We start from the raw sequence: 18,700 nt of genomic DNA, 5'->3' as shown, positions 1-18,700 counted from the left end.
AGCCAAAATCATTACTTTAATATGGTAAAGAAACCATGTTGAGTTGGGAGCTATGTAACTGAATTGAGATACATTCGTTATGTATGGTTTGCCACAAAAAAACCGGGCGCATGAACGCCCGGTAAGAGATTACAAATCGTTCTTCTTGCGGAAGAAATTATAAGCAACGGCCACAAGCACTAAATTGTAGATAAAGCCAATCCCGATATACTGATAAAAGCCCAGATTCATCTCTGCCATACCCATGTCAATTAGCGGCTCCATGAGTGAATACTGTACCGCCTTGGCCGCCCAGTGAGCAGGGGCAATGCCAAACACCCACTCTACGGCGTCGGTGAAGAAAAATCCGGCTACCGGGAAGAGCAAGGTAAAACCAAACCCCTTCATGGTCACAAACCCCTCAACTTTATTTTGGGAGAAGGCGTTGATGAAGAAGGCGACAATTGGTGTCTGGAGGGCGCTGAGCGTGGTCAAGAGCAAAACATGCCCAAAGCTCAGCTCCAATACATCTGTAAACAAAATCATGAACAGCCCGGCAAAAATCGCAAGGATGAACGCAAAGATAATTTTAAACCAGATATACCACTGCACCGGCACCGGAGAAATTTGAATCGAGGACAGCACCTGATCATCCCTGTCATCCAGCAGCGAAAAGCCGGCCATGGCCCCGAAGATAAACCCAGCAAACAGAGTCATCAACAAAGCAGTAATCCCAATGCCCTGTCCTTCCACAATCTCCTGATGGACAAGAAGACGCCCGACGCCACCAAGGATTAAGGGATAAATCAACATGACCACAGTCATTTTTTCCCGGAGGATATTCTTCAGTTCATGCTTAATGAAAGTCGAAAGCATGTTTATACCCCCGTTTCCCGCATAGCGTAATCGTTGAGCTTCGGCTTGACAACAAACTTATAGATTATCACCGTCAAAGCCAATAGGTAAGCAAAACCGAAAATCACCCGCCAGGGTTCCACATCGTTGAAAATAGCATTGAGCAGGGTCAAAGAAGCGTCCGGCGGCAAAATTATCAGGAAATTAGCAGCCTGTTCGCCAATTACTTCCAACATCGCCAAAACTGTCGGGACAAGAAAAGCAAATATATAGATGATATAGTTCACTAGCATGGATGAGAATTTTTTGGCGTAGTAAGTGAGCCATATACCAATCACTGTGTGCACCGCAGTGATTACCACCACTGCGCCTGTTGCCAGCAAATAGTTAAACGTTACGTCCTTCATAAAGTACACTGCTATTGACAGAGCAATCAGGGTAATCATTGAATTGATTATGTTGACGATAACTTTCGAAATCAGATATTCATCTTCCCGCACCGGCGAGACCAGAATCGAGTTAACGGTATGCTCTTTTTTCTCATAGAACATAGTTGCACCAACCAAGACAATCGTCATCATCGTCGTGTCCATGAGCAGAATAATTGGGATAAACATCATCAGCTCATCGACGTCTAACAACCATGCCAAACCGATCCATATCAGCAATACCACGGAGGTGGCGGTGAACAGATTGTATTTGTTCAGCCGATCCAGTTCCCCCTTGACCAGAAATCCTAGCCTACTCATGGAGCGCAACCCCGGTTACCTTAATGAAGATATCCTCCAAAGTGGTTTCACCACTATGCAATGTCTCAATGTCCTTGGTGCGTAAAAGCTCGCAAAACGCGGGCTCTTTAATTTCGTCCATGGTAAACTCCTTGGCCACCACATCGCCATTCTCCCGGTATTCCACCTTGACAGTGCGTTTGCCATATTTGAGCTTGAGATTTCGAGGGGAATCTTCTTCCCGCAACTTCCCGTCAGCAATGAACGCCACCCGGTCACAAAGCTCATCCACATCGCTCATAATATGACTGGTAAGGAAGACCGTCCCGCCCTGCTCCCGGAATTCACGGATCATGTCCTTCATAATCCGGCCGTTTACAGGGTCAATGCCGTTGGTCGGCTCATCCAGGAACAACATCTTTGGGTTGTTAAGGAGCGCCCGCACAAAGTTCAGGCGAATCTTCATCCCCTTGGAATACTCGCCTGCCTTTTTGTTGCGGCTGTCCCACAAGCCAACCCGCTTTAGAAGCGGCTCGACGTCATCGGTACTCTTATACAGGCGTTTAAAGAATTCCAGGTTTTCCATGGCCGTAAGTTTGGAAAAAGAAATGGGCATTTCAAAGGAGACACCGATGTCCTGGTAGAAATCGTCTCCATACTCTGCCAGGGGCTTACCCTGATAGAGCACCTCCCCCTCAAAATCCTTGAGCAGCTTGATCAGCAGTTTTTGCGTCGTACTCTTGCCAGCGCCGCTGGGCCCAAGGAAGCCAAAAATCTCTCCTTCCTTAATCTCAAAATCAATTCCGTTGACCGCATACTCCTCGTTCTTGGGATACCTAAACTTTAAATCGCTGACCTTAAACATTTGCAATCCCTCCCCAGATAATTTTTAGCAGATCTTCCACCTGCCGGAGCATGGTCTCTTCATCGCCAGTCTCGTAAAAATCACGGAGAAAATACATGTTCAGAGCAATGAGCATATGAATCATTAAATCGCTGTCTACATCCCGGCGAATCCGGCCTAATTCCTTATCCCGCTCAATTAACTGCCGGAAGTTGCTCCAGGCATCGGGCACCCGGGCCTGGAGCCTAGCTATGAAAGCACTATCATCTTTCTCCATTAGAGCACCAATCTTATAAAATAGCGGTCTTTCCCGGGCCCAGGCTAAAATGTTCTTGACCATTTTAATGTAAGCAGTATAAAAGTCGGCATCTTCAGGCGTCTGCTCGGGAAACGCAAAACTCATCTTCTCTTTACCGATTTCACCCAAAACGTACAGATAAAGATCTTCCTTGCCGTCGAAATACTGATAGAAACTGCCCCGAGAAATGCCGGCATCTCTAACTATTTGATTGATGGAAGCTTCACTGAAGCGACGAGCGGCAAACTCACTGACTGCGGCATCAAATATGCTTTGTTTTTTTACCGCATCCAGGTTATAGAACGTGTCTGTTGGCACTCTGTCACCTCCTTTATTGGTATATTATCACAGGCGCAGAGAAATGACAACCTTGTCACATGACAAGCTTGTCATTTTTCTGCAGCGCAAATGTACCAAGTTACTTCCATACAAAATATGACCAGCCTTAGCCGGCCATACTGACATTATTATATTTCTGACAAACCCAGAAACCGTATAATCTCTTCCTGGTTACGCTCCCAGGCCTCCGGAGAAACCTCTACCGCCAGTCTGGCAATATCATAGGAATCAAACAGCTCTTTGGTCAAATCCTGGTAATGCTCCCAGAGAGTGATAGCGCCCTCTTCCCCCTGAAGGTGATTAGCAAGTGCATAGGGCGTAGCCGTGTCCACCCGAATAAACCACTGCTTCCATTGCTCGCCCCGGGTCGCCCAGATCCTGCGGATTGACTGGTTGACATCCCGGGTCCAAAGCCAGATTAATACCGGGTTCATAGGTCGAATAATCTCCAGCTGACGATGAGCAAAGGCGAAAATGCGCTCCCGGGCCACATTATTTTGGAACAATATCCGAATCGTGTCCTGAAAGATATAGCTTTCGATAATGAACACCTCATCCGAATCCAGAGCCGAGTGGACAAACCTTTGCCATAACGGCGGCATGGCGATGATAAAGTTCTCCACCTCCTCCGGGCCTAGTTCTTCGATATCGGCTGCGGTGTAATTCAGGGGGTGCCCCGGTTCTTCTTCCTCATATAAGCGATGGGCGATATTATTGGCCTTCAGTTGTTCCGCCAGGAAGCGTCCGGTGGTGGACTTCCCGGAACCGGTGATGCCATCTATAAGTATCAGTTTAGATTTGCGCATAAAAACCCCTCCTCATGTCAATCTTAACGGCTACCTCCAAAACGAACAAGGGGTTGTCGCCAGACAGCCCCTTGCCTTTCTACAATTTTAGACGAAGATAAACAGAGACATCGCCCAGACAACCGCCATGGCCGCCAGGCTGCCGATGGCGGTTCCCACCGAGACCAGCTCCAGACCCTGCTTCATCGGCAGGTCGCCGTTGGCCTTGAGGACAACCCAGAAATGGCTGGCGTTGGCATGGTAGAAGAAAGATGAACCGGCCGCAACTGCCAAGGTCGCAATGACTGGTGAAAGTCCCAGGGCCGGCATCAACGGCAGCACAATCGCCGAGCCGGTCAACAGTGAGACCGTTGCCGAGCCGTTGGCAACCGAGAGCATCAAAGAAATAAGGAACGGAATGAATACTGCAGGCAGAGCAGTCTGGGCGATTAATTCACCCAGATAAGTACCCACGCCGGACGCACGTAAAACTGCTCCAAACGCACCGGCAGCACCAGTGGCAAGAATGATGAAGCCAGACTTCTCCACGGAAGTGCTGAACCACTTATAGCACTGGGCCCAACTCCACTGGGCGCCGCCCATCATTAAGCTAAGGATAACACCAATAAACAGAGCAAAAATCGGATGTCCGATAAAGTTCAAATAGGGCAGGATAGCCGCGCCTTCATCCAAGAATAACGAACTGAAAGAAGCGACACAAATCAAGAGAACCGGCACCAGAATGCTGGCGAAGGCCAAAAATGCGCTGGGAAGCTCATCGGCATTCCCCAGAGACAAATCTTCATCGGTAGCTGTTTCTACATTGGCCACTTGGGCCAAATCCGGATACTTGCTCACCATATACCTGCTGCTGCACCAGAGGGTGCCTGCCGCTGTATAAGCAGCTGATGAAATAAGGCCCAAAACAATCAGAAACCCCAAGTCTGCCCCCAAAGTGCCGGCTGCTGCAATCGGGCCGGGTGTCGGCGGCACCATGGTATGGGTGGCCATAATTCCAGCGTTTAACGCACCCAGGAGCGCCACCAGCGGTATGCCACCCCGGGCGGAAAGTGCCCTAGCTACAGGCGACATAATGACAATCGCTGAGTCACTGAATACCGGAATTGAAACCAGATAACCGGTCAGGCCCATGGCCAGCTTGGACCGTTTCCTGCCAACAAACTTAAGAACTGAGTTGGCAAGGACCAGGGCGCCGCCTGTCTCCTCCAAAATTACTCCGATGGTACACCCAAGAACAATCACAATCCCGATATTCCCAATTGTACTGCCAAAACCGCTTGTTACAGTTGGAAATACCTCTTCAATTGGAAACCGGAACCCCAAAGCTGCAAGGATTGCCACCAAGACCAAGGCAAATACCGGGTGAACCTTGAGTTTCATAATCATAAAAACCAAAGCGAAGATGCTAAGCACCATAACAATTAATGAACCCAAACCTGCTTCCACTCGTTAATCCTCCTTAGAAATGTACTCTCGCTGACTACTAATACTCAGTACATGGCTCATTTCTCACCCCCTGCTCTCATACTCACTGCAGAAGCTAACAGCTTTCCTTGTCGTAGAGAATCAGAGCAATATATTCCAGATCTGTATCCCCGACATTCTCAATCGAGTGGCCACAGCCGTTCTTGGTTAGAATCGCGTCTCCCGGCTCCAAAGTATGTTCCTCACCGTTGTCATTCACCAGCGCCTTACCGGCAAGAATGTAATAGACCTCAAAATCTCCTTCGTGGGTGTGATAACCAATGGAGCTTCCCGGGGGCAATATGCTCTTGGCGAAAAGCCTGCCGCTACCGGCCGCGTTCTCCTTGTCCAGAAAATGAATATTGGTTAACGTTCCTTTACCTCCCAGAAATTGCGGGTGCACATCAACTTTCAACTTCTCTGCTCTCGTGATCATACAAGTCCTCCTTGACCAAATTTATCCGAAGGAGCTGTTAAGTTAACAGCTCCTTCATCAAGACGCCCACACCGCTGCCAAGCTCCAGCTTCTGCCCGGCCTTAAACAGTGCCCGCTCGATACCGGCAATTACCGCCACCAAATCATGCATATCGATATTGCCCATATGGCCTAACCTGAACATCCTGCCGGCATAGGCCCCCAGGCCGCCGGCGACGATGATTCCGTCAGCATAAAGAGACTTTCTGAACTCGACGTCACTGACACCCTCAGGGTAGATTAAATTGGAGAGTGTAACAGCCCGGCAATTCTCTTCAGCGAGCACTTTTAAGCCCAAGGTTTCCAGGGCGGCCTGCATCGCCCGGCCCGCACGTCGATGCCTTGCATATCGGTTTTCCAAACCTTCCTCCTTGATAATCGCCACCGACTCTTTGAGCGCCCAGACTAGGTTAACGGCCGGGGTAGCAAAATACTTTGTCGGGTCGTTCATGATCGGCAGCCACTTGTCAAAGTCGACGTAAAACTCAGGAATCAACCCCAATGTGCTTCTTCGGGCCATTGCCCGGGGGCCCGCCCAGAGTATCCCTAGACCAGGGGCAACACCAAAGGCCTTTTGTGTGCCCGTGAGCAAAACGTCGATATTCATCGGATCGACATATTCCTCTTCCCCGGCGGTAGCGCAAACGCCGTCAACGATGTAAAGAGTGTCTTCAAACTGTTGCATCATCTCGCCGATCTCTTTGATAGGAGCACTGACACCGGTGGAGGTGTCCACATGGGTAGCTGTCAGGGCCTGGTATGGCTTTTCTTTCAACTTGTTCTCAATCTCTTCCACAGGTACGGCGGTCCCCCACTCGCTGGCGAGAACATCTACATTCAACCCTTTGCGCTCGCAGAGATCGATGAAACGATCGCCAAAGAAACCATGGCTGACAATTAACACATTGTCTCCCCGCTTGAGGGTGTTGGCGATGGCCATTTCCATTGCCATAGTGCCGGTCCCGGCAACAACAAATACTTCCCCTACTGTCTGCCACAGCCCCTTGAGGTCGACCAGTAGCTCCTTAAAGTCCTTGACGAAGCTGGGGTCGCCAAAAGCAGTGGTTTCGCGGCCCATTTGATCCTGAATTGACCTTACAACCGGAGTCGGTCCTGGAATCATCACCAACTTTTTGTTGTTCACGCTGCAATCATCCTTTCTCCCGAAAATAGTGATTTATTTCGGTGCGCTAAATGCCTATTCAATCCCTATGCAAAAAATGCTCAATAATGACTCTTTGCAAGGGGAAATTTGTACAACCCTTTTTAAGTACAAAAAAATCCCCCAAACTCTGTTTGAGGGAAAGAAGGTCTTTCAGTTCCAGTTAGCACTAACTAGAATCTTAATCCATATCGGGCCAAGTGCACTTTAGCGATTGCCATACGGCAGGTAATCTGGGGATCAACTATCTGGCTGATTTGCAAGTCGCCAATCACACTCATCAACATACAGATTTCATTCTTAGTGAGCGGCAGCCTATCATTGAGAAATTTATAGGTCTGGTCCAGGGTGTAACGCGCAGCCGCGTCCAGGTCCGCTCCGGTGCCAATAATAAACCAATGGTCTTTGGACTCCACAATCGGAGTCGCTAAGTCGACTGCTTTTACCAGGTCAATGCGAACAGTCGCCCGGCCAGCAACTTCTACACCGCAGATCACGACTTCGCCGTCACCCATCACTGCATGGAAATCACCCATAGCCAGCAGCGCGCCTTCTTTAAACACAGGCAAATAGAGCCGGGCGCCTTTTTTGATCTCCTTGGTGTCCATATTGCCGCCGTGATGCCCGGGGGTGCCGGTGGGGACCGGTTCGTCAGCTGGTGCTGTCCCGATAACACCAATCATCGGATCCACCGGCAGTCGGATTGCATCGTTGAATTGCACAAAGCCGTGTTCAATTTTAAGTATCCGGGATTCCGACTCCTGAATGATATGGCCCAGCGCTCCCATACCAGGAACAGCAACCATCACGCCTGTATCGGCAACCTCTATATCCAGGATATCAACAACCAGCACATCACCCGGCTGCGCCCCCTTGACGGTCACAGGCCCGGTGGCCGGATTCACCGTCGACCAGTCGGCGCTTTCAAACAAATCCTTCTCGGTCTGAATCTGGTTGCCAAAGGCATCGATGGTCTCAAACACAACCAATTCGCCCGGCTGCACCTCCGCCACCGGCGCCTTGTCCTCGCCCAGGGCATATATTACTTGATTGCCACTAATAACTCTCAATCTATCCCTCCTTCAGGCCCAGCACGCTGGCCCTTGTTTGTACAGTTAAGACCATACCAGGGTGATAAACTGCCGGAAACAAGAATTAGTCGCTTTACTCAGATTTAAAACTGGCTACCACTTCATCCACTAGCGAGCCAACATAAGCAACAGCCGTGCGGATTGCATCGGGTTTGGTCATGTCGACGCCGGCCATCTTTGCCAACTCAACCGGCGGCTTAGTGCCACCTGCCTTAAGGACATCCAGCCATTTATCCACAACCGGTTGCCCTTCTTCCCGAATCGCTTTGGCAACAGCGGTGCCGATGGTCAGACCGGCGGAGTAGCTGTAGGGATAGAGACCCATGTAGTAGTGGGGCTGACGCATCCAGGTCAGGCGGGCGCCTTCGTCTATCTCCACTTCGCCACCCCAGAATTCGTCGAGAATCTCGCCCTGCACTTTGCTCAGGATGTTGGCGGTGATCGGCTGACCCTGTTCCGCCAGGACATAGATGCGGCGTTGAAGCTCGCCCTCGATAAGATGGCGAACATAGTTGTGGTGATAAGTCATCAGGAACTGCATATTCAACCAGCGGCGCATGCGCGGATCATCGGACTGGGAGGCAATGTAATTCCCCACCAAAAGCTCGTTAATTATCGAAGGGGCCTCGACAAAGAACAGGGAGCCCCGGGCGTTGCTGGGACGCTGGTAGCGCAGGGACAGCTCCCCATGGCCGGCGTGGCCAAGCTCGTGGGCCAGAATCAGAACGTTGCGCATGCTGTCCTTCCAGGTCACGAGGATATAGGGATGGGCCTCAGGCACAGACATACAGAAAGCGCCTGTGGACTTGCCCACATTGTCCGCCAAGTCAATCCAGCGGTTCTTCAGGCCCTGGGCCATGATGTCGGTGTACTCCGTCCCCAGCACTTCCAAACCTTTAAGAATCAACTCAGAAGCGGCGTCAAAATCGGCCGGCGGGTTGAAATCCGGATCCAGGGGCGCCTCGATATCACAGTAATAGAGCTTATCCAGCCCCAGAACCTCTTTGCGCAGCTTGGCGTAACGGCGCATATGGGGGGCAAGTTCCTTAAGAATGATGTCATGCAGGTTGTTGTAAGCTTCTAGACTAACCTCCTGGCCGTGGAGCATCATCTCAGTTGCAGATTTATAGCCCCGTAACTTGGCCAACACCACCTTTTTGTTTACCTCGGTACCCCAGGTGGCGCCGTACGTATTCTGATATTTCTTCAAACCTTCGCTAAAGGATTTCCAGGCATTGCGCCGGAGCACTGGATCAGGTGACTTCTCGAACACTTCCTCGTAGACAGCGAAGGACATCTCGTGGCTGTTTCCTTCACCATCCAGGATTGGCTCGAAGCTCATATCCGCTGCCTTGGAACGGTTATAAATCAGCGAGGGCGAGTCCAAAACCTCACTTAGCGAGGCCAATGCTTTCTCGGTTTCGGGATGCAGCGTGTAGGGCTTTTGCTCAATCATCTGCTCCAGCATCCGCTCAAAATCCTTGAGACCGGGTTCTGCCTGTAGATACTGTTCGAGGGTGCCCTCAGGCAGCGCCAACGCTTCTGAGCGGATAAACGAAGTTTCTGCTTGCAGCCGAGCGCCCATGGCCGCGGCCTTGCCCATGGCCACCTGATTGTCAGAATCAGTGCCGTCACCGGCCTGGAGCAAATATGCATACCCCATGACCCGGAAAAACCGGACCTGGAGCTTTTCTGCCGCTTCCAGACAGGCCAAGAGCTCGGAAGCTCCGTCTCCCAACCGGCCCTTGAATCTAGTGACGCTGGAAATCGCCTCGGGCACAGCAGCCAATTCCTGCTCCCAGGCATCTTTGTCCGGGAACAAGTCCTTGAGATTCCAGGTCAGATGCTCCGGAACCTCGGCACGGGTCAGTCTCTTTTGCAAATTCATCATCCTCCTTCGGACAAGAAGCTCATATGTACTTCTCTCCCATTTCTTATTGACATATTCGTAACAGCAACAGTGTATTCCTGCACCAGAAATACACTAATGGAAAATGATGCACCCGAAAATCGATTATCCAACCCATAGGATATAATTGCCAGTCAATCAAGTTAGAGCTACAATACTAATGTAGCCATTCATAACATACGTATTTGAAAGGGTGATCCAGATCAAAATACTGAAACCATTGCTTAACAGGGAGGTAATCAAAAGGACCGCTCTGCTCTGGCTTGGTTTCAAGCCGTTTCCCCGCCAAACAGTGGGCACAGATGCGCAAGCTCAAGGAACTTGACTGGCAAGCAAGCGAGAAACTACTCCTGGCCCTCGGCCTTGTGCTATTGGCTGTTTCCGCCTATGTAGAAGCGGTATTACTGACTGCCTAAACAAAATACCAAGCAAAAAATTGGGCTGCCCAGGTCAGTTTACACTGAATCTCGGGCAGCCCATTTCTAATTCAAAAGCTTAACATAGGTGTTATATCCCTTTTCCAACACTTCTTCATTATTCAACTGATAAAACTTGCCGCCGTATTGTTTGTAGAGAAATATACAATTCATCGAGCTGAGTACGGCAATCTCCCAATCAAAGCGGCTGGGTTTTTCCTTAACAATCCTTTCTTGCACGCTCTTGTCCACCAACTGCTCAAAGATTTCGATATATCTTTGCCTGACCTGTTCAATCAGCTCGACAATAATTGCCTTAATCGTCGCATGGGAATCTAAGTCCTGTTTATTTAGCGTCATAAACTCAAACATATTTCTGTTAATCATTGAGCTGATGTTCCTTAAAAACCCAAGATAGGTCTCTTTAAAACCCACGTTTTCGTCAAACTGAAACTCCTCAACGCCCTTCTCAAACATATAGATTAAAGCTTCGCCAATCACTTGTTCTTTGCTGTCAAAATACTCGTAGACAGTCCCCTTGCCGATGCTTGCCCGTTCGGCAATGTCGGCGACTTTAATCCGGCTCATGTCATAATTCTCATATACGAGGCTTAAAGCTGCCTCGTATATGAGAGTTTTTTTGTCCTTAGACATTTAGGACATTTCCTCTTGCACAATTATTTCCTTCCTGTTCATTATATCGTAGAGGACGGGAATTAAAATCAAGGTGAGGAAGGTAGCATAGATCAGGCCGCCGATGGCAGTAACAGCCATGGGCTGAATCATTTCAGTGCCTGTGCCCATGCCCACCGACATGGTAGACAGAGCAATAATTGTAGTGAGGGCGGTCATGACAATCGGCCGCAAACGCACGTTGCCTGCCCGGACAATCGCCTCTTTTTTCGGCAGGCCGGATTCCCGGAGAATGTTGATATAGTCAACAAACACAATCCCGTTGTTCACGACCACACCGGTGAGAATGATCAACCCGATAAAGGCCACGACGCTGACCGGGCTGCCCGTGACAATCAGGGCCAGGAATCCGCCGGTGAAGGCTAGGGGAATGGTGAACATGACGATGAAAGGTGAGAGCAGGGACTGGAACTGGGCGACCATAATCAGGTAGATGAAGGCAACGCCCATGGCCAACATCAGGAACAGATCTCTAAAGGTATCGTTGATCATTTCCTGTTCGCCGCCGATTCGCACCCGGTAACCATCTGGAACGTTGTAATCATCCAAGTTATCACTGATCTCCCGACTAACCAGGCCAATGTTATAGCCTTCTTCCAAGTCAGCCGTGACGGTTAAAGTCCGCTGCTGGTTTTCCCGGTTGATTGCCCGATAACCGACGCCACTCTCGACTGAAGCAATCTCGCTCAGGGCAACTGCTTCGCCCTGGGGCGTCGATATAACAAGGTTCTCAATATCCTCCCGGGTCAGAGACTGCTCTTCAGCGCTGTCCTTTACCCGCACATCGTAGTCAATGTTGCCAACGCTGATGGTGGTATCGACGCCATCTTCTTGCAGCAGCCCGGAAAGTTCCATGAACACCTGGGCAACTGTCAGTCCGTGCTGGATACTTTTCTCCTTGTCGACAATCACCCGAATTTCCGGCTCACTCCGGTCAATGCCATCGGAAACTTCTGTAGTTCCTTCCACCGATGCAACGATTTCGGCGATATCATGGGCCACGGCTTCCAGAGTTTCAAAGTCACGGCCGCTGACACTGATAGAAACACCGCTACCCATCATCGCGCTCATGTCGGCGCCGGAGTCGCCTACAGATACCTCAGCGGTAATATGCTCGGTTTGCTCCCGAATCTCCCGTACAATATCCGACGTACGGTTGATATTTTCCTCATCGACAAGCACATAAATGGAGACCCGCTCGGTAGAGCCACCACCGCCGCCAAAGCCCATGCCCATCATTCCGCCGGCCCCGCCCAGGGAAGCGCCGACGTGGTCCACATAATCGATGTCGCCAATTATTGCAGCAACTTCATCGGCAACGGCTACTGTCTCATCAAACTCACTTCCCTCGGGCATGCGAATGTCAACCATCAACTGCCCGGTATCGGAAGCCGGGAAAAATTCGGTCCCCATGCTAAAGGCGCCGACTATACTGCCGACAAACAGAATTACGACTGTCGCCAGCACAATCCACTTGCGCCGCAGGGAAAATTCCAGCACCTTGGTGTACCAGGCCTTCACTGCATCAAGTTTCTTCTCTTCTCGCTTAACTTCTTTAGTAATAATATGCGAGGCAATCATCGGCACCAGGGACAACGCCACCAGCAAGCTGGCCAACAGCGAAAAGGCAATGGTCAACCCCATATCGGCAAAGATCTGCCGGGTAAAGCCCTGGGTAAAGAGAATCGGCACAAAAACGGATACCGTTGTCAGGGTCGAAGCAGCGATTGCGCCCGACACTTCCTTTGCCCCCTTGACGGCAGCCTCCTTGGCGCTCTTGCCTTCGCCCCGCATGCGGTAGATGTTTTCAATCACAACAATCGAGTTATCCACCAACATCCCCACACCAAGGGCGAGTCCTCCCATGGAGATGATGTTCAGTGTGACGCCGCTGAAGTACATCAGAACCAAAGCCGTGACGAGACTGATTGGGATCGCAAAGGCAACAACGATTGTCGGCCGGATGTCCCGGAGGAACAAGAGCAGGATCAGCACCGCCAGGGCTCCGCCAATCAGCAAGTTAGTTGTAATCGAGCCCACGACCATGTCCACATAGACTCCCTGGTCCATCAGGGCGACAAGTTCCACACCTTCATGGCGCTCCTCAACCGAGTCCATGCGCTCCCTGATACGGCTGGCGACATCGGCTGTCGAGTATTCCGCCTGTTTCTGGATTGTTAAAGTTACGGCTGCGTTGCCGTTTAAGCGCGAATACATGGTGCCGGATGTGTCGGTGACAACAACATCAGCGACATCCTCAATCTTCACCGGGTCAACGCCGGGGATTGGCAACGGCATGACAACCAGTTCTTTTAATTCATCAACATCACCAATCTTTTCCCCGGTCCGAACCAAGTAATCCACACCATCCTCAGTAATATAACCGGCCGGCATGCTGAAGTTCTGGCCCTGGAGAATTCCGGCCACCATATCCCGGTCGATAGCAATCTCCGGAAACTCCTGATCTAACCCAAAGGTCTGAAGCATCAACGCCAGTTCAGCATTCAATTCTTCAATCTTCTCTTCATTGATAATCACGTGGATGCTGTTATCCACCAGGCCAGAAGCGGAAACCGAAGCAACACCCTCGATGCTTTCGAATTCATGCAGGATGTTGTCGGAGATAAATTGTGAGGACTCACTGATCTCCTGCCCTTCCATCGCCACAGACATGACCATAACCGGCAGCATGTCCGGGTTCAGTTTCAACATCATCGGCGTGCCCACTTCGTCGGGCATGTAAGTCATAATCATATCGAGACTTTCCCGCATCTCGACAAACACGCTATCCATGTTCACATTGGCGGAAAACTCCAAGATAACCATGGACATGTTCTCTCGCGATATCGAACTTATATTGCGGATATTGGCGAGGGATGCCATTGATTGCTCAACCGAACTGGTGACAACCGACTCCACCTCTTCCGGGCTGGCCCCGCCATAAGATGTAACGACCACAGCATAGGGTAAGTTCATACTGGGCAATAAATCGGTAGTCATATTCATCAATGAGACTACGCCCAAGATTAATACAATCACTACCGCGACGACCACGGTATAAGGCTTTTTAACACTAAAACTTGAGAACACCATATCAGCTCCTTGTCGACAATTCATCCGGCCGACCGGTCGGTCAGATGTTGCTATTGTATAACTCCCCGCTTCGCGAGTCAACACCGATTATAATCAAAATTTGTGAACTCTTTATGAACTAATAGCAAATACGAGAAATTTAGAGCAGAAATAAATAATCAAAAATCACCTCTAAGGGTGATACCCATTTGAAGTCCGGTTGCTACAATGGATAATGAAAGGCAAATTGAACCCTCAGGAGGAATCGGAAGAGCATGAAAATAAAAGTGCTGGTCTTTACCCTGGCGTTCTTACTCATATGCGGCTGCACTGCTGGCAACAAGCAAACAGATATAGACGATCATACTAAACCTGACATGCCCGGGAACGAAGAAGAAACAGTCGTCATTTTTACCTGTCCAGAGCTGGAGCGAATTGTCAGAGAGGAACTGTTTATGCCCGAAGGCGACATCCTGTCCACAGACATGCAAATGCTCTATGAAATACGCATTAAAGAAGACAACGTCAAAGACCTTAATGGCCTGGAATATGCCACCAATCTCTACAGTCTTTCCATCAACAAAAACGATATCGAGTCGCTAGAGCCAATCAGCAACATCAACTCCCTGACCTATATCACAATCTCATACTCGGAAATTGAACAGCAGCCTGTGCACTTAGGGGAGTTACCAAGTTTAATCCGCTTGAGCATCATCGACTCGAACATTAGCGAGATAGATTTCCTAGAAAACTTTACTGCCCTTGAGGAATTAACCCTGAGCAGTAACTACATCGAAAATATCGACGCGCTTTCCGACCTGCACAACCTAAGACAAGTAAATCTCGCCCGCAACAACATCAGTTCGATTGAAGCCCTAGAAAATAAAAAATCCCTGGAAGTCCTCGACCTACAAAGTAACAATGTGTCAGATATTTCCGTCCTGGCCAGCGCCGAACGATTATACAACCTCACCCTGTCCTACAACCCGGTATATAATCTCAAACCATTGGAAAACCTGGCCAACCTACAAGAACTGAGAATTTACCTGGACCACGATGTCAAACATCTAATCTTTGACCACGTAGCAATCCTAGAAGGCAAAGGTATAGAAATTGCCTATCACCGATAAAACCTCTTTTCTAATCACCCGAAACCCCTGGAGATAGCGATATCCCCAGGGGTTTTGGATTACATATTTTCATCACGCAACGCGTCGATAATATTTTCCTTCTTAATTCGGGCGCTGGCGTAGAGCATGGTAGTAAACACCACTGCAAACACTGCCACCACCACAACAATATAGCTCTGCCACGGCATGGTGAAGGCAAATAAGAATCCTTCACTCATCGCCATATACAACAGGTAGTTAATCCCGAAGCCAATGGGCAGCCCGAACAACAAAGCTTTGATGCCGTAAAACACACTCTCATAGCGAATCATTCGGTTAAAGCCTTCCGGGGTCATGCCCACGGACTTTAACATTGCAAACTCCCGCCGGCGCAGGCCAATGCTGGTGGAAACAGTATTAAAGATGTTGGCGATGCAAATCAGGGTTATCAGGACGATGAACCCGGTGATGAAAATCATTACCAGCAACACAAACTGTCGCTCCTCTTGGGCCGCCTTCGCCTGGTTGTTAATATGCAAATCACCCGCAAACTGCTCCCCCAGAAGCTCCCGCAACTGTGCTTCCAGAGCGATCGGCTCCGGACTGTTCACATACAATGTCCTTCGGTCGTTGGCAAAGGTATTTTCCGGTAATCCGGCAACCATTGCATCAAACACAGTCTCCTGAACCACCAAAGTTAGAGCATTGGGACGCCCCCAGGCCGAGGAACCCATGGGCGCATGACCGGTAAACGCGACCAGCTCCACTTCTTCAAAATGTGATTCCTCCCCGAAACCAATCAAGTCTATTTCCAGCACATCGCCGACTCGGGCTTTAATAGCTTCACTTTCCACTATCATATCATCCCAATGTGCTCTGAATAGATTGAAGGCAATAGCCCCAAAACTATCGTCACTGAACACCGACAGAGGCACTCCCGCTTCCTGGGCATAATTCGCAAGCGCTGCATCGTCTAGCGAATGAAGATATACAGAGTACGTATACAAACCATCCTCGGGTTCCCAATGTTCACGCACAAGCTCATTGACGCGTTCCGGAGGCAGCTCCATTGAAGCATACAGAGTCTGCTCATACAAATATTCTGCCACTGCTTCCATACCCATGACTTGCCTGTAAAACTCCTGCTGTTCCTCAACAGAAACATTACCCAGGTAGATGCTCAGATCGTAATTTAGCCCCTGTGTATACATGTTACTTCCCACTGTGGCGAAGTTGGCGTAGCTGGACACGGTCAGGAACAACACAATACTCACAGTCAAGGAGACCACTGTCGCCCGATAGCGGCGCCGATTGCGCTTCAGATTCTTCAGCGCCAACTCGCCCTCAAAACCAAAGAGCCACCGGGTTAGCCAGGATGTGCGTACGTCCCGGCGAGATAGCTTTACATCCCGGGTCTGCCGAATTGCCTCGATTGGCGTTATCTTCGCCGCCCGCCGCGCTGGAATCCAGACCGAAATTAAGATTGTCAGGGCAGAAAAGAGTACCGCTACGGCGACAGATACCGATGAAACCACTAGACGCAATTCTACTGGCATGGCCATCAGATTGGCAATAATCGGGTCGACAAAATAGAAAGTCACTCCCATGCCGCCAATACCAGCAAACAGACCAAGCGGTATCCCCACAAGACCAATAACCAGACCTTCAAAAAACACAGAATTCTTCTTCTGCCGTCGCGTCGCCCCTACACTGGCCAGCATCCCCAATTGACGGGAGCGCTCAGATATAGAAATAGCAAAAGCATTATAGATAAGCGCCACTGAGCCGACCATGATGATCACAATTGCAATTAAGGCAAAGGTGTTTAACACATTGCCAATCAGGGGATTGTCTGTCACTCCATACATTGAGAGCAGATTACTATTATAGCGCACAAAATAGGTACGCTCTCCAGACAAAGGATCGTCATGATAAACCTGCACCCCAGCAGCCGCAGCCAGTTCCTGGCCCTGTTCATAAATCGCCCCGCTAACATTGGCAAATGTCATCCAGACATCCAACACCCCAGCTGTGGCCAGATTGTCCCGATCGAAGTAACTGAACACGGTATAGCCCGGCGCCGAACGGTTCTCAAGTGTAGGACGTGCCACTACCCCGACCACAGTATACTCGCGGACAAACTCAATCTCTAGAGTTTCCTGCACAACCCGGTCATCTGAGAGCATGAATTGCTTATCCTGCCCCAGCCGCTTACCTTCAAAATAGCGCTGGCCGATGGCAAGCTCCAGTGTGTCCCCTACAGCAATCTCAACACCGGCATTGTAACCGATATGTTCAGAGACAACCAGCTCATCACTGCGCTCCGGAAAACGCCCATCTATCAAATCTAGGGCCAAATTCTCCATACTGGCAGCATCAAATTCTTGAACAAACAGATACGGCTTAAATTCATTTGTGCTTCCCTCAAGCTCGGCATATCCAAGGTTATGCATGAACATTGCCTGTTCAACATGGGGCGAATCCAAAAACACATCGGCCTTATCCGCCTCGATATCTGAGAAATTTGCATGCCAATATCCCCGGCCCTGAATTGCATCCCGAATCATCATATCCTGAGCGGAAACCACAAAGGTGGTGACGGCAGTAATCATCGAAACGGATAAAATTACCCCGATGATTGTCACCAGCGTCCGTTTTTTGTTCAGCAACAAATGGCGTAACGTCAGCTTATTGATAACATTCATCGCCGAACCTCATCCCGCTCAATCCGCCCGTCCTCAAGACTGATGATCCGGTCGGCCTGCATGGCAATGTCCTGGTCGTGGGTAATGACCAACAATGTCTGATTGTACTTCTTATTCGAGAGCTTCAACAGCTCGATGATCTCGGCGCTATTCTTGCTATCCAAATTGCCAGTGGGCTCATCGGCCAGAACAAGCGCCGGGTTGTTGATCAGCGCCCGACCGATGGATACCCGCTGCTGCTGCCCACCGGAGAGCTGGTTCGGCAAATGTCCTAAACGGTCAGCAAGCCCCAGTGTGTCAATGATCTCGCCTAAACGACTGCTGTCCACCTTGCGCTCATCCAAAAGCAGCGGCAAGGTAATGTTCTCTTCCACGCTCAAGACGGGAATCAGGTTGTAAAACTGATAGATCAAACCAATTTGCCGGCGGCGGAAGATGGCCAGTCGCGTTTCGTTCAGGCCATAAATGTCTACATCATCAATGAACACATGCCCGGAACTGGGTCGGTCCACCCCGCCCAGGATATGCAATAGTGTAGACTTGCCCGAGCCCGAGGGCCCGACTATCGCCACAAATTCACCTTTATCCACAGAGAAAGAAACGTCATCCAGCGCCCGCACTGCCGTCTCCCCGGAACCATAAACCTTGCTTAAATTCTCCACCCGCAAAATTTCCATCACTCTTCCTCCTTCGATTTATGGTTTCAGTTTACTCTCCCCAGGTGACCAGTCAGTGACAAAAAAAGTGACAGTTTA

Annotated in this window: 15 protein-coding genes; 1 reads left to right on the top strand and 14 read right to left on the bottom strand. The window is 49.9% G+C overall.

Features of this window, described 5'->3' with window-relative positions; translation table 11 throughout:
* Positions 1-129: 129 nt before the first annotated feature.
* From FH749_09885 to FH749_09830, 12 genes are all read right to left on the bottom strand, one after another.
* A complete protein-coding gene (locus FH749_09885) occupies positions 130-855 on the bottom strand; it encodes a hypothetical protein (protein MTI95775.1) in 726 nt (241 codons plus the stop codon).
* A gap of 2 nt (positions 856-857) precedes the next feature.
* The gene (locus FH749_09880) at positions 858-1,583 is read right to left on the bottom strand and encodes a hypothetical protein (protein ID MTI95774.1); all 726 of its coding nucleotides are present in this window, start codon (positions 1,581-1,583) and stop codon (positions 858-860) included.
* The gene (locus FH749_09875; protein MTI95773.1) at positions 1,576-2,427 is read right to left on the bottom strand and encodes an ABC transporter ATP-binding protein; all 852 of its coding nucleotides are present in this window, start codon (positions 2,425-2,427) and stop codon (positions 1,576-1,578) included. Before FH749_09875 ends, FH749_09880 begins: the two co-directional genes overlap by 8 nt.
* Complete coding sequence (locus FH749_09870; protein ID MTI95772.1) at positions 2,420-3,022, bottom strand: TetR/AcrR family transcriptional regulator; 603 nt, start codon at positions 3,020-3,022, stop codon at positions 2,420-2,422. Before FH749_09870 ends, FH749_09875 begins: the two co-directional genes overlap by 8 nt.
* A gap of 149 nt (positions 3,023-3,171) precedes the next feature.
* Positions 3,172-3,849, bottom strand: coding sequence for a hypothetical protein (locus FH749_09865; protein ID MTI95771.1), 678 nt, complete (start codon positions 3,847-3,849; stop codon positions 3,172-3,174).
* Positions 3,850-3,936: 87 nt separating this feature from the next.
* Positions 3,937-5,295 (bottom strand): GntP family permease, encoded by a 1,359-nt coding sequence (locus FH749_09860; protein ID MTI95770.1) that lies wholly within the window; start codon positions 5,293-5,295, stop codon positions 3,937-3,939.
* Positions 5,296-5,389: 94 nt separating this feature from the next.
* Positions 5,390-5,749 carry a cupin domain-containing protein gene (locus FH749_09855; protein ID MTI95769.1) on the bottom strand — a complete coding sequence of 120 codons (360 nt, stop codon included), beginning with the start codon at positions 5,747-5,749 and terminating at the stop codon, positions 5,390-5,392.
* Between the two features lie 37 nt (positions 5,750-5,786).
* Positions 5,787-6,911 carry an alanine--glyoxylate aminotransferase family protein gene (locus tag FH749_09850; protein MTI95768.1) on the bottom strand — a complete coding sequence of 375 codons (1,125 nt, stop codon included), beginning with the start codon at positions 6,909-6,911 and terminating at the stop codon, positions 5,787-5,789.
* A gap of 212 nt (positions 6,912-7,123) precedes the next feature.
* The gene (locus FH749_09845) at positions 7,124-8,011 is read right to left on the bottom strand and encodes an acetamidase (GenBank protein MTI95767.1); all 888 of its coding nucleotides are present in this window, start codon (positions 8,009-8,011) and stop codon (positions 7,124-7,126) included.
* Between the two features lie 103 nt (positions 8,012-8,114).
* Positions 8,115-9,932, bottom strand: a complete 1,818-nt coding sequence (pepF, locus tag FH749_09840) for an oligoendopeptidase F (GenBank protein MTI95766.1) — start codon at positions 9,930-9,932, stop codon at positions 8,115-8,117.
* A 500-nt stretch (positions 9,933-10,432) separates the two neighbouring features.
* Entirely contained in the window at positions 10,433-11,020 is a 588-nt protein-coding gene (locus tag FH749_09835) for a TetR/AcrR family transcriptional regulator (GenBank protein MTI95765.1), read from the bottom strand.
* A complete protein-coding gene (locus FH749_09830; protein MTI95764.1) occupies positions 11,021-14,149 on the bottom strand; it encodes an efflux RND transporter permease subunit in 3,129 nt (1,042 codons plus the stop codon).
* A gap of 257 nt (positions 14,150-14,406) precedes the next feature.
* On the opposite strand from FH749_09830, the gene FH749_09825 reads away from it, so the two are divergent.
* Positions 14,407-15,261: a leucine-rich repeat domain-containing protein gene (locus FH749_09825; GenBank protein ID MTI95763.1), complete on the top strand. Its 855-nt coding sequence runs from the start codon at positions 14,407-14,409 to the stop codon at positions 15,259-15,261.
* Positions 15,262-15,320: 59 nt separating this feature from the next.
* Here FH749_09825 and FH749_09820 read toward each other — a convergent pair whose 3' ends face one another.
* Entirely contained in the window at positions 15,321-17,945 is a 2,625-nt protein-coding gene (locus FH749_09820; GenBank protein ID MTI95762.1) for an ABC transporter permease, read from the bottom strand.
* Positions 17,942-18,622 (bottom strand): ABC transporter ATP-binding protein, encoded by a 681-nt coding sequence (locus FH749_09815; GenBank protein ID MTI95761.1) that lies wholly within the window; start codon positions 18,620-18,622, stop codon positions 17,942-17,944. The genes FH749_09820 and FH749_09815 overlap by 4 nt, the downstream gene beginning before the upstream one ends.
* Positions 18,623-18,700: the final 78 nt, after the last annotated feature.

The sequence above is a fragment of the Bacillota bacterium genome (genome assembly GCA_009711825.1).
Classification (GTDB): domain Bacteria; phylum Bacillota; class Proteinivoracia; order UBA4975; family VEMY01; genus VEMY01.
The sequence above is the reverse complement of the archived record's forward strand: the minus strand, read 5'-3'. Positions and strand labels throughout refer to the sequence as shown.

What these genes read in the sequence shown, in the direction of transcription:
- FH749_09885 (MTI95775.1), bottom strand. Translation starts at nt 855, where the DNA reads ATGCTTTCGACTTTCATTAAGCATGAACTGAAGAATATCCTCCGGGAA.
- FH749_09880 (MTI95774.1), bottom strand. Translation starts at nt 1,583, where the DNA reads ATGAGTAGGCTAGGATTTCTGGTCAAGGGGGAACTGGATCGGCTGAAC.
- FH749_09875 (MTI95773.1), bottom strand. Translation starts at nt 2,427, where the DNA reads ATGTTTAAGGTCAGCGATTTAAAGTTTAGGTATCCCAAGAACGAGGAG.
- FH749_09865 (MTI95771.1), bottom strand. Translation starts at nt 3,849, where the DNA reads ATGCGCAAATCTAAACTGATACTTATAGATGGCATCACCGGTTCCGGG.
- FH749_09855 (MTI95769.1), bottom strand. Translation starts at nt 5,749, where the DNA reads ATGATCACGAGAGCAGAGAAGTTGAAAGTTGATGTGCACCCGCAATTT.
- FH749_09850 (MTI95768.1), bottom strand. Translation starts at nt 6,911, where the DNA reads ATGATTCCAGGACCGACTCCGGTTGTAAGGTCAATTCAGGATCAAATG.
- pepF (MTI95766.1), bottom strand. Translation starts at nt 9,932, where the DNA reads ATGATGAATTTGCAAAAGAGACTGACCCGTGCCGAGGTTCCGGAGCAT.
- FH749_09835 (MTI95765.1), bottom strand. Translation starts at nt 11,020, where the DNA reads ATGTCTAAGGACAAAAAAACTCTCATATACGAGGCAGCTTTAAGCCTC.
- FH749_09825 (MTI95763.1), top strand. Translation starts at nt 14,407, where the DNA reads ATGAAAATAAAAGTGCTGGTCTTTACCCTGGCGTTCTTACTCATATGC.
- FH749_09820 (MTI95762.1), bottom strand. Translation starts at nt 17,945, where the DNA reads ATGAATGTTATCAATAAGCTGACGTTACGCCATTTGTTGCTGAACAAA.
- FH749_09815 (MTI95761.1), bottom strand. Translation starts at nt 18,622, where the DNA reads ATGGAAATTTTGCGGGTGGAGAATTTAAGCAAGGTTTATGGTTCCGGG.